Origin of the sequence: Octadecabacter arcticus 238 (assembly GCF_000155735.2) — a bacterium.
Lineage (GTDB): Bacteria > Pseudomonadota > Alphaproteobacteria > Rhodobacterales > Rhodobacteraceae > Octadecabacter > Octadecabacter arcticus.
Genome location: NC_020908.1, coordinates 1,961,636 through 1,975,825, shown reverse-complemented (window position 1 = coordinate 1,975,825; position 14,190 = coordinate 1,961,636). Strand labels below are relative to the sequence as shown.

The window sequence follows — 14,190 nt, the reverse complement described above, 5'->3', positions numbered from 1 at the left end:
TGGTCATGCGGTGATCTGGTCGGGGTTTGTGGTTTCGATTCCGTCTTTGAACGTGACGCCTGTGATGACTTTTGCGAGGTAGTCAAAGCCGCGTAGCTTCCTCCAATTTTGCTCAGCACATTGCCCCAGTTTGAACATCATGTGCAGCATGCCATCGCGTGACAGGCAGCCCTTTGAACGCTTGGTACGATGCCGGATCGTAGCGAAGGCCGATTCAATTGGATTGCTAGTGCGGATGCTTTGCCAATGCTGCGCCGGGAAGTCGAAGAATGCCATGAGTTCCTCACGATCTTTTTGCAGGCATAGTGTGGCCTTGGGATATTTGGGTTCGTAGGTTTTGATGAACAGATCGAACGCCTTTTCTGCATCGACTTTGGTCTCGGCCTGCCAGATGTCGTGCAGCGCGGCCTTGGCTTTTGGCTGAGACAGCTTGGGTAAACAATTGAGCACGTTCATCGTTTTGTGTTGCCAACAGCGTTGATGGCGGGTCTCAGGATAGACTTCGTCCATGGCCGCCCAAAACCCCATGGCACCGTCCCCGATGGCCAGTTTGGGCGCATTCATGCCTCGGCTTTTGAGGTTAAGCAGAACCTCGCGCCAGCTCTGCGTGGACTCGCGCACCCCATCCTCAATTGCCAGAAATCGCTTCTTGCCACGGGCAGTTACCCCAATAATAACAAGGGCACAGAGCTTGTCATCCTCGCCCCGAAGGCCGCTGTGAACGCCGTCGGCCCAGATATAGACGATGGGCTCGTCATCTAACTCAGCGCCTTTCCAAGCCTCGTATTCATTGGCCCAATCGCGTTTTAAACGCGAAACCGTATTAGCCGACAAGCCAACGGCATCTGGGCCCAGAAGAACCTTGAGGGCGGGAGCCATCTCGCCGCTGGAGATCCCTTTGAGGTAAAGCCATGGCAAGGCCGCTTCCAGCGTCTTCGTGCGGCGCACATAGGGCGGCACCAGGGCAGACCGGAATGTCACCGGTGTGCCGTCCTTGGACCGAACCTTTGGAATGCGCACGCTCACAGGGCCAATGCCCGTTTGAAACGGGCGGGCAGGATGATGTCCATTACGCACGACTGCCGCGTGACCGGCATCGGTGCGTAAGCCGGTAAATTGCGCCAAATAACTGACAAGCTCAGCCTCAACTGCTGTCGCGATCAATTGTTGTGCTCCCGTTTTCAGCAACTCCGTCAACGCGTCCGTCATCTCGTCTCGACGCGCAAAATCAACAATGTTAGTAGTTCCCATGGTGGTGTATCTCCTTTGGTTGGGCTGCTGTCTTCCAACAACAATTCAACCAGATACGCCGCCAACCTTCAAACCATTCAAACACCAGATTCAGTCATAGCTCCTTGTTCAAGTAGCTTTTGCTCAACCAAACTGCCTCCAAAACACCCTAAAACGTGTAAATGAAGTGTAAGTTCTGCATTGCTTTCTGTCTATGTTAGAGCACGGTGTAAAACATTTGTATGTATACATAAAAGAAAAGGCGCAGTAAAAACTGCGCCTTTTCAATACTTTAGGTAAATTAGCTGTAGGTTCCAGCTTAACGCTTAGAGAACTGGAAGCTCTTACGGGCTTTTGCTTTACCGTATTTCTTACGTTCAACAACACGACTGTCGCGGGTAATGAAACCAGCGGCTTTCAATGCTGCGCGCAAGGACGGGTCGAACAATTGCAGCGCCTTGGAAATGCCGTGCTTGACCGCACCAGCTTGACCGGACAGGCCTCCGCCTTTGACAGTTGCCATGACGTCGAATTGACCCGCAACGCCGGACACTTCAAACGGCTGCAACAAGATCATGCGCAGAACTGGGCGTGCAAAGTAGATTGTTTGGTCACGACCATTGACGATGACCTTGCCAGAACCTGGTTTGATCCAAACGCGGGCGACCGCATCTTTACGCTTACCTGTGGCATAAGAACGACCCAGTGCGTCCTTGACGACTTCACGTTGAATCGTTGTGATTTGTGGTGCGTCGACAGTTTCGATGCTGTCTGCGACTTGGCCCAGCTCTTCGAGGGAGTTCACTTGATCGGCCATTATGATGTCCTCGTGTTCTTTTTGTTCATCGACGCAACGTCGAGAACTTCGGGCTTTTGAGCTTCCATACCGTGTTCTGCGCCAGCGAACACACGCAAGTGTGTCATCTGAACGCGCGACAAACGGTTGCCCGGCAGCATGCGCTTAACAGCTTGCATGACGACACGCTCGGGGTGCTTGCCCTCAAGGATTTCACCAGTTGTACGGGATTTGATGCCGCCAACTGTGCCAGTGTGCCAGTAGTTTGGCTTATCACGCTTGTTACCAGTCAGCTGAATTTTTTCAGCGTTGATGACAATCACGTTGTCGCCCATATCCATGTGCGGTGTGAAAGACGGCTTATGCTTGCCGCGAAGACGCATGGCGATAACGGAAGCAAGACGGCCCAGAATAACGCCTTCAGCGTCAACCAGGATCCATTTCTTCTCGATATCTGCCGGAGTAGCAGAGAAGGTTTTCATCGGTGTTTCCTAAGTGTTTGGACCAACCCCAAAATAGATTGGCGGTGGTCCGATATTTGATTGGGCGGTTATAGCTGGGTCTGACGGGCGGTCAAGTGCCATGAGTGGCAATAAACTTAGCCTTTTCAATGTCTTAATAAAAAGGTAACGTTTTACCCCATGCAGATTAGTGATTTGGTGGAATTGAATAGGTCAGCGACGCCCGCGCGACAATTTTATCCGCCGCTGTCTCGCCAAAGATCCGCCCTTCACAGACTGCCAGCGTACGGCCCAGTTTCAGCAGCTCCATTCGGCACAGCAATCGACCTGCCGCAGGTTTGCGCATGAAATCGATGGAACAATTGGTGGTTACGGCCAAGGCAACTGGCCCCAGTGCTGCCAAAATGCAAAAATAGGCGCAGACATCTACCAATCCGAACATCGATGGGCCCGACACAGTTCCACCAGGGCGCAAATGCTTGTTGGATGCGAGCAGAACCATGGTGACAAACGGTGGTGCAACCTCAACAAACTCGAAGTCGCCGACGACCTGTGGGAAGTCGCGTTCAAGAAACGTCTGAAGCGCCACAGCATCCATCTTCATTTCCATAGCAATTTTCCAATCCGCGACCTAGACTTAAGTTCTATATGAGCTTTACCCCCAATGCGAGACACAAGATGCCCCACCTTACCCGCACCAACGCGAACGGGATCGCACATATCGAAATGACTGCACCAGCGCGACTAAACGCGCTGAGTGACGCGATGATTGATGCCCTGCAATCGCAATTCGACAGCCTGATGGAAGATCAAGACACCCGCGTCGTTATTTTGTCCGGTGCTGGCAAAGCGTTTTGCGCTGGCCATGATCTGCGTGAAATGCAGGCCGCACGGCAAGATACGGATGGGGGTGCTGCGCGCTTTGGCGGTTTGTTCGACCGCTGCGCTACTATGATGCAAACGGTGCAAGCCCTGCCGCAGCCCGTGATCGCCCAAGTCCAAGGGATCGCTACGGCTGCGGGCTGCCAGTTGGTCGCGACTTGCGATCTGGCCGTCGCCGCGCACAGTTGCAAATTCGGCGTCAATGGCGTCAACATTGGGCTGTTTTGTTCAACCCCGATGGTAGCCCTCACCCGTAACATAGCCCGCAAACAGGCGTTCGAAATGCTCACGACCGGACGGTTCATCGACGCCGGTGAGGCGCAGAAGCTGGGACTGATTAACAAATCCGTTGCAGACGACGAATTGGCGAATGCGACCCGCGCCCTCGCCCGAACAATCGCCGACAAGCTGCCTATCGCCGTTAAAACAGGCAAACAGGCCTTCTACGAACAAGCCCAGATGAGCACCGCTGACGCCTACGCCTACACAGGCGCGCGCATGATCGAAAACATGCTAGATCCGCAAACAAACGAGGGGATCAACGCCTTCCTTGAAAAGCGCGATCCAGACTGGTCCACTTAGATCTGCCTCTGTCTCAAAAAAATTTCTACGGCCGTCCTTCTTGCGCCATTGGTTCGCGCCCATTGAACACCGCAGGTCGGGGCCGCGCCCAAATCATCTAAAGCCCATAAATCCCACCAAATTTATCTTCTAGGTAAGTCAAAAGTGGCGCTTCCGATGGCGCAAATTCGCATGCTTTTTCAATGACCTCCTGCGGGGTATAGAGTCCGCCGTGTTGTTGAACATTATCGCGCAACCAACGGGTCGCATCGGATGTGTCACCGCGCGCAAGGGCACTATCGACGTCCGGAACAGCCGCGCGCATCGCCTCGTTCAGGCAACCGGCATAAACATTGCCCAAGCTGTAGGTCGGGAAGTATCCAAATAGCCCGACGGACCAATGTACATCTTGCAAAACACCATTGCTTGCCTTGTCGACGGCAAACCCGAAATCAGCCTTAAACCGTTCGTTCCAAGCCGCTTCCAGATCGTCGACCTCGATATCACGGGCTATAATGGCGCGTTCCAGATCAAAGCGAAGCAAGACGTGGAGGTTATACTGCACTTCGTCTGCCTCCGTGCGGATATAGCCGTTTTGGACACGGTTGACTGTCGCGTAAAACGCATCCTCATCGGCAATGCCAAAATCACCGAAAGCGTCGCGCATCTGTCCATACAACCAGCCGGTAAACGCGCAGCCCCGCCCAATCTGGTTTTCATATATGCGGCTTTGGCTTTCATGCACTCCCATCGACACGCCCTGCCCCAATGGGGTCAATAGATAATCGGGGTTGATGCCCTGCTCATAGGCGGCATGACCGACCTCGTGAATAGTCGAATACAGGCAATTGAACGGATCGGTTTCGGATGTGCGCGTCGTTATCCGCACATCAAGGCCCGAGCCGCTGGAAAACGGATGCACAGCCTTATCAACCCGCCCCTTGGCCATATCATATCCGAATGTCTTGGCGATCTGACGGCTGAGTTTCATCTGCGCACCTTCATCGAATTTGCCTGACAAAGCCGCAGGCGCAGGTGCGTCCAGCACAGCCGCGCGCAAGGCCACCAAACGTGGCCGCAACGCGTCAAACATGGATGACAATTCTGCCGCCGTGGCCCCAGCTTCGTAATCATCAAGCATCGCGTCATAAACATCGCCACCCGCTGACAGCGCGGCGCCCTCTTCGCGTTTCAGCGATACGACTTCTTTCAACACTGGCGCAAACGCCTTGAAATCATCAGCCTCACGCGCCTCAGCCCATTTACCCTGCGCTTGCGACGTGACACGTGCAATTTCGCTGGCCAGTTTGGCCGGAACTTTGCTAGCACGCTCGAATGATCGGCGGATATGGCGCAGCTGTGCTACTTCGACCTCACTGCTGGTTTCTGCCTTGGCCAGCCAGTCTGCCACCTGTGGGTCGGTGCGCCGCGCATGTAACACCGTCTCCATCGCGGCCATTTCCTCACCGCGCTGGGGGGCGGAATCGCGGGGCATCATCGTTTCTTGATCCCATCCCAGACGACCAGCCACTTGTGACAGGGCTTCGGTCTCACGCTGGAATACCATCAGATCTTGATAAGCTGACATGGGTTATTTTCCTCTAATGGATTGGGGGATCGGATAGCGGGCCAGATAGCGGCCCCGCAGGATGCCGACCCATAACAGAACCGCCGCGAATTGGTGCACAATTGCGATGTGTACGGGTGCCGAATACAGAACCGTCACAATGCCAATGACCATCTGTAGGATTAACACCGCCAGCATAATATTGAAACCGAACCGCGTCTGACCATTGGGCGACTTGCGCCCTCGCAGCCAGACAAGCACGCCAAAAATGAACAGCAGATAGGCTGTTATGCGGTGGATAAACTGCACCAACCCCGCGTCCTCAAAGAAATTGCGCCAAATGGGCGTGAGCTGGAACGGATCGGGCGGAAAAAAGCTTGCTCCCGTGCCAGTGGTCATTAACGGCCAGTTTGGAAAGCCACGCCCCGCGTCAATTCCGGCAACCAATGCGCCAAGAAGTATCTGCAAGAAAGTAAAATACATCAGGCCGGTGGACAGCCGGAACAGCCGCACATCCCCGCCACGCCGCGTTTGCATCAAATCTGCCTCTCTGCGTCCCAGCAAAAACACAAACCACGCGATGAACCCGAGTATGACAAACGCCAGTCCAAGATGCGTGGCCAAACGATACGATGCCACATCAACCATCCCGACTTGCAGACCGGAATGCACCATCCACCAGCCAATCGCCCCCTGCAATCCGCCCAAAGCGCCGATAAACACCAACCGACCGGTCCAGCCGACAGGAATTTGCCGCCGCACCAGAAAATAGACGAACCCCAATGCCCAAACGATGCCGATGACACGCCCCAACTGGCGATGCCCCCATTCCCAATAATAGATCACCTTGAATTCGGACAGCGACATACCCGCGTTCTGTTCGATGTATTCCGGTATCTGTTTGTAGGCCTCAAACTCGGCCTCCCACGCAGCAACGTTCATTGGCGGCATCGCACCAGACACAGGCGCCCATTCGGTGATTGACAGCCCGCTATCGGTCAGCCGAGTCAGTCCGCCCACGATGATCATCACCACAACGAGGGTAAACAACATCATCAGCCAAACGCGAATAGCCTCGCGCGAGCCTTTGCCACCGGCATCAATGCCACCGGGGGCCGCCAAAGGCTTTTGAATGTCGCTCACATCTTCGAAAATACTGCGCGTCTTACTCGCCATCTGAGACCTCTATCTTGCTTAGTTAAGACTTATGCCGCTCCATAGCGCTCGGCAACCCGCCAGACTAATTCGCCACACCCCATTCTCGCGTCTTTGCTTTTAAAAAATCCCGGGGGAGTCCGCAGGACGGGGGCTGGCCCCCTCTGTGCTCGCAGCAGGCGCGGACCTTCAGGTCTTTCCCCGCAACAATTGTCGCAACATACCATGCAACATCTGCACGTCCGCCCGCGTCATCGGCATCCGGCTCCACAGGTTGCGCAGGTTCACCTTCATGCTGTCGGCTTTGTGGTCGGGATAAAAGAACCCCGCATCGTCCAACCGATCCTCATAGTGGCGCGCCAAAGCTTCGATATCGCGCTGATCGGCAGGTTCAACAGTTTGCCCCTGCACAACCACATCCACGACCTCGCCAACCGCACGACGCCATTCGTACCCAACCAGCAGAACACACTGCGCGAGGTTCAGTGACGGGAATTCGGGATTAACCGGCACGGTAATAATCGCATTGGCATGGGCAATATCGGCGTTTTCCATCCCCGACCGTTCAGGCCCAAACATCACCGCAACCTTTTCACCACGGGCGATCCGCGCGGCAGCATCTTTCATCGCCGCTTCGGGTGAAAACACCGGCTTGGTCAATTCGCGCGGGCGCGCCGTGGTTGCATAGACATAAGTGCGGTCAGCAATCCCGTCAGCCACGTCGGTCGACACCTCGGCCTCATCCAGAATCCGCCCCGCGCCAGACGCCATGGCGACTGCTGCCGGATTGGGCCAGCCATCGCGCGGGGCCACGATCCGCATCCGGTCCAACCCAAAATTCCACATTGCGCGCGCCGCAGCGCCAACATTCTCACCCATTTGCGGGCGGATCAGCACGATCGTCGGCTGTGGGGCGTCTGTGGGCATGCCATCTCTCCAAACTTCAGCGCTTGGCGTAGCGCACCCCTATTCAATACGCATCATGGACGCTATAGCAATCCTAACCGCAAAGGCGACCCGTAAAGGACCAAGACATGACCGATATAATCGCTGACGAAAATGAAACGCCGCAAATCTATTTGATCACGCCGTCCGAGATCGACCTCGTGACCTTTCCAGACACACTCGCGCGGTGCCTTGACGCCGTTGACATCGCTTGCGTGCGCCTGTCGCTGGGCGCCACGGACGACACATACATCGCCAAATCCGCCGACGCCTTGCGCGTGACCACCCATGATCGCGACGTGGCGCTGGTGATCGATAGTCATGTGTTGATGGTCGAACGCCTTGGTCTGGACGGCGTGCACTTGTCGGACGCGGCCCGCACACTCAAAGCGGTGCGCAAAGATCTCGGGGCGGATGCTATAATTGGCACAAATTGCTACGCATCACGCCACAATGGCATGACGGCGTGTGAACTTGGCGCCGACTACATCAGCTTTGGACCCGTGGGTGAATCCAATTTGGGCAATGGCCATCGCGCCGAACTTGAATTGTTCCAGTGGTGGTCTGAAATGATCGAAGTCCCTTGCGTCGCAGAAGGCGCATTGAACGAAGCGCTGATCCGAACATTTGCGCCACATGCGGATTTCTTCGGGCTTGGCGATGAAGTCTGGGCGTCTGACGATCCAGTTGAGACCCTAAGAACCTTCGCCGCCGCGATGATCTAGGCGTTCTAGATGTCCATGCTGCACGACGCGCTGCAAATGCGCCGCCAGGGCCTTGCGGTCGTCAAAATCTGCGACCTTCACGGGGTCATGATAAATCACCGTCACGCCGCCTTGGGGTGATTGCGCCAATGTAGCTAGCAAATGTGTGGCGAAATCCATCTCGCCCCACCAACCGTAATGGCGCGCATCAACGCCGTTTGGCGCGCTGTACACAACGGACACGGGCTGGATCGCCAAGGTGTCGCGCAACGCTCGATCAAAAAACGCCGCAAACAGCGTTGGTTTGAACTCCAACACCTGTTGCCCGTCCGTCGATGTGCCTTCGGGGAAAAACAACAGCTTATGCCCGTGGCTTAATCGCTCTCGGAACACATCGACCTGCGCCGCCGCTTGCGTGCGATTGCGTGCGATGAACACAGTCCCCGTGGCGCGGGCCAGCCAGCCAATGCCGGGCCAACCTGCGACCTCAGCCTTGCTCACAAAATAAATCCGTTTTGAGGCGTTCAGCGCAAAAACATCTAGCCATGACGAATGGTTTGCCACAACAGCCCCCGCGCCCACCATGGGTGTGCCAATGCGGGTGTAGCCGATGCCCATCAGCACAAACGCCGCACGGCAGACAAATTGGGTGATATATGGGGTCACGGGTCGCCCCTGCCCGAACAGTGGCCGTTCGATGATGCGCAGCAATAACAGCAATGCCAAACAGCCAAACGTAACCACCCCAACGGCCACGCCGCGCACCACAACACGCACCCAGCCCATCGGCGTGATCGTGTGGGTTGGCGGTAAATCGTCAGACGTCCAGGTCATCACGTTTTCGATACAGCGCCGCCTGTCGCGGGTTCATCCGCGCCAGATCCAAGACCACACAGACGTCTGTTGTGTTAAATGCATGATCCACGAACGCGCCATCACCAACAAAGCCGCCAAGGCGCAAATAGGCTTTGATGAGTGCTGGCACCGGTTTTATCGCCGCTACACGATCCAAAACTGCGCCGCGATCCATTGCTTCATGGGTGTTGGAGCGCACACAAATGTCGCTCGGCGCAAGATGTTCGCGGTGCAAAAATGACAAGGACGGGGCCATCGCCTCCAGATCCGTGCCGTGAAAGCTTGCGACACCAAACAGGATCTCTATCTGGCGGTCGCGCACAATCTTGGCCAATCCCTGCCACAGATGCATCATGCCAGTGCCACCACGATAATCGGCGTGTAAACAGGACCGTCCCAGTTCCAGCAAAGCGCGCTCAGACCCGATCAAGGGTGTCAAATCAAACTCGCATTGCGAATAAAATTGGCCTGCGGATGTCGCGCCGCCGCCGTCCATCAGACGATAGACACCAACGACCCGGTCGCCGTCTCGCCGTGCCATATCAAGCAACAACAACTGCTCTGAGTGAGCATCAAAACAATCCATCTCAAGGCGCGCGTCATGGTCGATCAACTGACCATCCGCACCGAGTTCTTCGACAAACACACTGTAGCGCAACGCCTGCGCTTGGCGCACGTCCGCCGCTGTTTGTGCCAAACGCACTGCAAACTCGGGCGGGTAATTTACGGTTTCTTGATATTTTGTTTGGATCATAGTCATATCGTCGGGACTTTTGGCAACGTCACGCCGTTGGGAACGCCGTAAACCTTGCCAGAGAATGGAAGTCTCAATACACTTATTACGTGTATATCAACCAAAGGACACAACCAAGAGATTTACCTGCGCCTCGTCAATGACCACCTTACCGGCGTCGCGAAAGTTAACTGTCACCTTGCCGCCAATGGCGGACTGAACCTGTCCCAACCCCCAATCTGGCTGGGTTGGGTGTTTCACAATCATACCTGGTCCAAAAATCGACGGCCCTGTCATTTATCCGGAGCTCCCATTTGCCCAATCTTAACGCCCTTATCGGCTCTCGTATCTGTCATGACCTCATTAACCCATTGGGCGCAATCGGCAACGGTATTGAACTGCTCGGCCTTGCGGGTGTTGCAGCGGGGCCTAAAATGGCGCTGGTGTCCGAAAGCGTTGAAAACGCCACCGCCAAGATTAAATTCCTGCGAATGGCCTTTGGTGAAGCGGCGCAAGATCAGACCGTTTCGCGCGGTGAAATTCTAAGTACGCTTGAGGCTATGGCCCGCGGCGGACGTTTGAGTTATTCGTGGAATGTCGCAGGAGATCCGCAGCGCCTAGAAGTGCGAACAGCGCTTATATCTGTGATGTGCTTAGAAACAGCACTGCCCATGGGCGGCGACATCGAAATTACGCTGGATCAAAACCGTTGGACAATCTCGGCCAAACACGATCGTCTGACCCTTGATCCCGACCTTTGGGTCCCCCTCAGCAAGGGCGCATACCAGAACGATCTTAGTGCGTCGAAGGTCCACTTTGGATTGCTGCCCGAAATGGCAATTGAGGCTGGGCGCACCCTGAGCCTGACCCATGGCGTCGATTGGGTTACAATTGGTTTTTGACGCTAGGCGCGCACAGCGCCATCACCGACAACAAGATATTTGAAACTGGTCAATTGGGCCGCACCGACCGGTCCGCGCGCATGCATCTTGCCCGTCGCAATGCCGATTTCACCACCCATGCCAAATTCACCACCATCCGCAAACTGGGTCGACGCATTGCGCATCAAAATTGCGCTGTCGAGACGGGCAAAGAATGTCTCTGCCGCTGCGTCATCCTCAGTCAGGATGCAGTCGGTGTGATTGGACCCATATGTCTGGATATGATCAATTGCTTCTTCAATGTTATCAACGACTTTTGCGGCGATCTTCATGTCGAGGAATTCCATACCCCAATCATCTTGCGTCGCGACGCTGGTGCCGACCAACCCCTGCGCATGCACGTCCACGCCTGCCGCCATGAGATCGGTAACAATCGCTTGGCCAAGCTCTGTCGCGTCCTTGTGAACCAGCAAACATTCCGCTGCACCGCAAATTCCAGTGCGCCGTGTTTTTGCGTTCAAAACCACAGCGCGGGCTTTCGCGGCGTCGGCATCTTTGTCGATATAAATGTGCACAATGCCCTCAAGATGGGCAAACACGGGAACGCGGGCTTCGCGTTGTACCAATCCAACCAGCCCCTTGCCGCCACGCGGCACAATCACGTCGATCGTGTCCGTCATCGTTAGCATTTCACGCACCGCAGCACGGTCACGGGTTGGCACCAGCTGAATAGCATCTGCAGGCAGTCCAGCGCTCAGCAAACCACTTTGCAACGCGGCGTGGATCGCGGTTGAGCTGTGAAAGCTTTCAGACCCGCCGCGTAAAATCACCGCATTTCCAGCCTTGAGGCACAAGGCCCCCGCGTCGGCTGTCACATTGGGGCGGCTTTCGTAAATCACACCAATCACGCCCAGTGGCGTGCGTACACGGCGAATGTGAATGCCCGTTGGCTGTGTCCAGTCTTCCAGCACCACACCCACTGGATCGTCCTGCGCTGCGACGGATTTCAACCCGCTGACCATGCCCTTGATCCGCTCTTCATTGAGCATCAAACGATCCAGCATCGCAGCACTAAGACCTTTATTGCGGCCAAACGCCATGTCCTTGGCGTTTGCATCAATGATTGCACTGCGCGCGGCCCAAACAGCGTCCGCTGCCACGACCAAGGCATCAGTCTTTGCCTGCGGCGTGGCAATCGCCAATATTCGAGCGGCTGCTTTCGCACGCGCGCCAATATCGGCCATAAGGTCTGGAATGTTCATCGTCGCTGTCATCAAATCACCATATCGTCGCGATGAATAAATACGCCGCGCCCTTCATAACCTAGCACGTCAGCAACGTCTTGGCTGCGGAGTCCTTTGATGGCCTGCGCTTCATCACTGGAATACCGCGACAGCCCAAGGCCAATGCGTTCGCCCCGCGCTGTCACAATCGCCACGGGATCGCCGCGCTGATAGGTGCCCGCAGTGGCGGTGATACCGATTGGCAGTAACGACCGTCCCGATTTCAATGCAGTTTGCGCCCCATCATCAACGGTAATGTCCCCGTGAGATTTCATCGCTGCAATCCAGCGTTTGCGTGCAGCCTGCGGGTTTGTCTGTGCAGTGAACCACGTACAACGCCCACCATCGTCAAGCTTTTTCAATGGATTAAGCGGCGTTCCTAATGCAATCGCCATGCGACATCCTGCATCGGTTGCCAGTTTTGCCGCCATCAACTTGGTCTTCATGCCGCCCTTGGAAAGACCGGACCCTGCATCGCCCGCCTGACTTTCTATTTCAGGCGTAATTTTATCAATTACATCATAATGTTGCGCAGCGACGTTCGTGTTGGGATTGTCAGTATAGAACCCGTCTACATCGCTTAGCAGGACCAGACAATCCGCGCCAATCGTCACGGCGACCTGTGCGGCAAGACGATCATTGTCGCCGTAGCGGATTTCGTCCGTTGCAACGGTATCGTTCTCATTCACAATTGGCGTCACGTCAAGCGACAACAATGTTTCCATCGTTGCTCGGCTGTTCAGATAGCGGCGCCGATCCTCGGAGTCCTCTAGCGTGACGAGCACTTGCGCCGTTGTGATCCCGTGCGGCGCAAGTGCTTCTTCATAGGCGCGCGCAAGCCGGATTTGCCCAACCGCTGCCGCAGCTTGTGATTGCTCAAGTGGCAATTCTGTTCGCGGCAGACCCAGCACACCGCGCCCCAGCGCGATTGACCCAGAAGACACCAAAATCACGTCGGTGCCCCGTGCCCGTATCGCCGCGACGTCCGCTGCCAGTGATCGCAACCAGTCCGACCGCAGGCCCGTCGTTTGATCGACCAGCAATGCCGATCCGATTTTGACGACCAACCGTTTTGCCGATGTTAGGGCCGCCAAGGCGCTTCCTCCTCGACGGCATTCTGGGCAATTTTGTCAGCAGCGATTGTGGCTTTCAGCGCGCGCAGCACGTCGACCGTGCCTTCACCAGTGGCACCAGCCATCAACATCACATCGACGCCGGTTCCTGCCTTAATCTCATCGGCAATGAATTTTCGTTCTTCTGCGTCCAGCGTGTCGACTTTGTTCAACACAGTCACGCGCGGCTTGTCGACCAAATGGCCACCGTATTTTTCCAGCTCACCGATGATGGTTTTATAATCGCCGACAGGATCGCCCGACGTGCCATCAATCAGGTGCAACAGCACCGAACAACGTTCGACGTGGCCAAGGAACAAATCGCCAAGGCCCTTACCGTCACTCGCGCCCTCAATCAGGCCCGGAATGTCTGCAACCACAAATTCCGACCCGTCAACGCCCACGACACCTAAATTCGGGATCAGGGTGGTGAAAGGATAATCGGCAATTTTCGGACGTGCATTCGATGACGCGGCCAGAAACGTTGATTTACCGGCGTTTGGTAGGCCCAGCAGCCCCGCGTCCGCAATCAGCTTCAGGCGCAGCCAGACCGTGCGTTCTATCCCGTCCTGACCGGGGTTTGAGCGACGCGGTGCCTGGTTGGTGGCGGATTTAAAATGCAGGTTGCCCCAACCGCCATTGCCACCCTTGGCCAGAACGACCGTTTGCCCTGTTTCGGCCAAATCGATAAGAACAGTTTCCTGATCCTCGTCCATAATCTCAGTCCCTGTTGGAACCTTGAGCAGAATGTCGTTGCCATCCGCACCCGTGCGCTGCTGACCTTTGCCGGCCTCACCGTTTTTAGCGAAAAAGTGCTGCTGATAGCGAAAATCGATCAGTGTGTTGAGGTTATCAACTGCTTCGACAATCACATCGCCGCCGCGCCCGCCGTCACCGCCGTTTGGGCCACCGTATTCAATATACTTCTCACGCCGGAACGCGATGCATCCACCCCCGCCAGTGCCGGAGCGGATGTAGACTTTGCACAGGTCGAGGAACTTCATAGGGTGGGCTTTCTAACAGGT

Annotated in this window: 16 protein-coding genes; 3 read left to right on the top strand and 13 right to left on the bottom strand. The window is 55.6% G+C overall.

Annotated features, from left to right (window positions below):
- Positions 1–3 precede the first annotated feature (3 nt).
- The 4 genes from OA238_RS10305 to OA238_RS10290 form a co-directional block, all read right to left on the bottom strand.
- Positions 4–1,251 (bottom strand): IS256-like element ISOan6 family transposase, encoded by a 1,248-nt coding sequence (locus OA238_RS10305; RefSeq protein WP_015494114.1) that lies wholly within the window; start codon positions 1,249–1,251, stop codon positions 4–6.
- Positions 1,252–1,549: 298 nt separating this feature from the next.
- On the bottom strand, positions 1,550–2,047 hold the full coding sequence (gene rpsI / locus OA238_RS10300) for a 30S ribosomal protein S9 (protein ID WP_015495115.1): 498 nt from the start codon (positions 2,045–2,047) through the stop codon (positions 1,550–1,552).
- Positions 2,047–2,508, bottom strand: a complete 462-nt coding sequence (gene rplM, locus OA238_RS10295) for a 50S ribosomal protein L13 (RefSeq protein WP_015495114.1) — start codon at positions 2,506–2,508, stop codon at positions 2,047–2,049. The genes rpsI and rplM overlap by 1 nt, the downstream gene beginning before the upstream one ends.
- 166 nt (positions 2,509–2,674) lie before the next feature.
- The gene (locus tag OA238_RS10290; RefSeq protein WP_015495113.1) at positions 2,675–3,097 is read right to left on the bottom strand and encodes a PaaI family thioesterase; all 423 of its coding nucleotides are present in this window, start codon (positions 3,095–3,097) and stop codon (positions 2,675–2,677) included.
- Positions 3,098–3,135: 38 nt separating this feature from the next.
- Between OA238_RS10290 and OA238_RS10285 the strand changes: the two genes are divergently transcribed.
- A complete protein-coding gene (locus OA238_RS10285; RefSeq protein WP_015495112.1) occupies positions 3,136–3,951 on the top strand; it encodes an enoyl-CoA hydratase in 816 nt (271 codons plus the stop codon).
- 97 nt (positions 3,952–4,048) lie between these two features.
- Here the strand turns inward: OA238_RS10285 and OA238_RS10280 are convergent, their stop codons facing one another.
- The 3 genes from OA238_RS10280 to OA238_RS10270 form a co-directional block, all read right to left on the bottom strand.
- A complete protein-coding gene (locus tag OA238_RS10280; protein WP_015495111.1) occupies positions 4,049–5,518 on the bottom strand; it encodes a carboxypeptidase M32 in 1,470 nt (489 codons plus the stop codon).
- A 3-nt stretch (positions 5,519–5,521) separates the two neighbouring features.
- Positions 5,522–6,673, bottom strand: coding sequence for a heme A synthase (gene ctaA, locus OA238_RS10275; RefSeq protein WP_015495110.1), 1,152 nt, complete (start codon positions 6,671–6,673; stop codon positions 5,522–5,524).
- Positions 6,674–6,841: 168 nt separating this feature from the next.
- Positions 6,842–7,579: an RNA methyltransferase gene (locus OA238_RS10270; RefSeq protein WP_015495109.1), complete on the bottom strand. Its 738-nt coding sequence runs from the start codon at positions 7,577–7,579 to the stop codon at positions 6,842–6,844.
- A 107-nt stretch (positions 7,580–7,686) separates the two neighbouring features.
- Here OA238_RS10270 and OA238_RS10265 point away from each other — a divergent pair, with 107 nt between their 5' ends.
- Positions 7,687–8,322, top strand: a complete 636-nt coding sequence (locus OA238_RS10265) for a thiamine phosphate synthase (protein ID WP_015495108.1) — start codon at positions 7,687–7,689, stop codon at positions 8,320–8,322.
- Here the strand turns inward: OA238_RS10265 and olsA are convergent.
- The 3 genes from olsA to OA238_RS10250 form a co-directional block, all read right to left on the bottom strand.
- Entirely contained in the window at positions 8,293–9,135 is an 843-nt protein-coding gene (gene olsA, locus OA238_RS10260) for a lyso-ornithine lipid O-acyltransferase (RefSeq protein ID WP_015495107.1), read from the bottom strand. The genes OA238_RS10265 and olsA overlap by 30 nt on opposite strands.
- Complete coding sequence (gene olsB / locus OA238_RS10255) at positions 9,119–9,916, bottom strand: L-ornithine N(alpha)-acyltransferase (protein WP_015495106.1); 798 nt, start codon at positions 9,914–9,916, stop codon at positions 9,119–9,121. Before olsB ends, olsA begins: the two co-directional genes overlap by 17 nt.
- A 90-nt stretch (positions 9,917–10,006) precedes the next feature.
- Complete coding sequence (locus OA238_RS10250; protein WP_420806485.1) at positions 10,007–10,156, bottom strand: DUF3553 domain-containing protein; 150 nt, start codon at positions 10,154–10,156, stop codon at positions 10,007–10,009.
- Positions 10,157–10,203: 47 nt separating this feature from the next.
- Between OA238_RS10250 and OA238_RS10245 the strand changes: the two genes are divergently transcribed.
- Complete coding sequence (locus tag OA238_RS10245; RefSeq protein WP_015495105.1) at positions 10,204–10,791, top strand: histidine phosphotransferase family protein; 588 nt, start codon at positions 10,204–10,206, stop codon at positions 10,789–10,791.
- Positions 10,792–10,793: 2 nt separating this feature from the next.
- On the opposite strand, the gene OA238_RS10240 is transcribed toward OA238_RS10245, so the two are convergent.
- From OA238_RS10240 to obgE, 3 genes are read right to left on the bottom strand one after another with little or no spacing between them, the layout of a single operon-like run.
- Positions 10,794–12,044: a glutamate-5-semialdehyde dehydrogenase gene (locus tag OA238_RS10240; protein WP_015495104.1), complete on the bottom strand. Its 1,251-nt coding sequence runs from the start codon at positions 12,042–12,044 to the stop codon at positions 10,794–10,796.
- Complete coding sequence (gene proB / locus OA238_RS10235; RefSeq protein WP_015495103.1) at positions 12,044–13,147, bottom strand: glutamate 5-kinase; 1,104 nt, start codon at positions 13,145–13,147, stop codon at positions 12,044–12,046. Before proB ends, OA238_RS10240 begins: the two co-directional genes overlap by 1 nt.
- Positions 13,135–14,169: a GTPase ObgE gene (gene obgE / locus OA238_RS10230; RefSeq protein WP_015495102.1), complete on the bottom strand. Its 1,035-nt coding sequence runs from the start codon at positions 14,167–14,169 to the stop codon at positions 13,135–13,137. Before obgE ends, proB begins: the two co-directional genes overlap by 13 nt.
- Between the last annotated feature and the right edge of the window lie 21 nt (positions 14,170–14,190).

Coding starts and splice junctions, on each gene's coding strand:
- OA238_RS10265 (WP_015495108.1), top strand. CDS start 7,687: ATGACCGATATAATCGCTGACGAAAATGAAACGCCGCAAATCTATTTG.
- obgE (WP_015495102.1), bottom strand. CDS start 14,169: ATGAAGTTCCTCGACCTGTGCAAAGTCTACATCCGCTCCGGCACTGGC.
- rpsI (WP_015495115.1), bottom strand. CDS start 2,047: ATGGCCGATCAAGTGAACTCCCTCGAAGAGCTGGGCCAAGTCGCAGAC.
- ctaA (WP_015495110.1), bottom strand. CDS start 6,673: ATGGCGAGTAAGACGCGCAGTATTTTCGAAGATGTGAGCGACATTCAA.
- OA238_RS10305 (WP_015494114.1), bottom strand. CDS start 1,251: ATGGGAACTACTAACATTGTTGATTTTGCGCGTCGAGACGAGATGACG.
- OA238_RS10270 (WP_015495109.1), bottom strand. CDS start 7,579: ATGCCCACAGACGCCCCACAGCCGACGATCGTGCTGATCCGCCCGCAA.
- OA238_RS10285 (WP_015495112.1), top strand. CDS start 3,136: ATGAGCTTTACCCCCAATGCGAGACACAAGATGCCCCACCTTACCCGC.
- OA238_RS10250 (WP_420806485.1), bottom strand. CDS start 10,156: ATGATTGTGAAACACCCAACCCAGCCAGATTGGGGGTTGGGACAGGTT.
- olsA (WP_015495107.1), bottom strand. CDS start 9,135: ATGACCTGGACGTCTGACGATTTACCGCCAACCCACACGATCACGCCG.
- OA238_RS10280 (WP_015495111.1), bottom strand. CDS start 5,518: ATGTCAGCTTATCAAGATCTGATGGTATTCCAGCGTGAGACCGAAGCC.
- OA238_RS10290 (WP_015495113.1), bottom strand. CDS start 3,097: ATGGAAATGAAGATGGATGCTGTGGCGCTTCAGACGTTTCTTGAACGC.
- rplM (WP_015495114.1), bottom strand. CDS start 2,508: ATGAAAACCTTCTCTGCTACTCCGGCAGATATCGAGAAGAAATGGATC.
- OA238_RS10240 (WP_015495104.1), bottom strand. CDS start 12,044: ATGACAGCGACGATGAACATTCCAGACCTTATGGCCGATATTGGCGCG.
- olsB (WP_015495106.1), bottom strand. CDS start 9,916: ATGACTATGATCCAAACAAAATATCAAGAAACCGTAAATTACCCGCCC.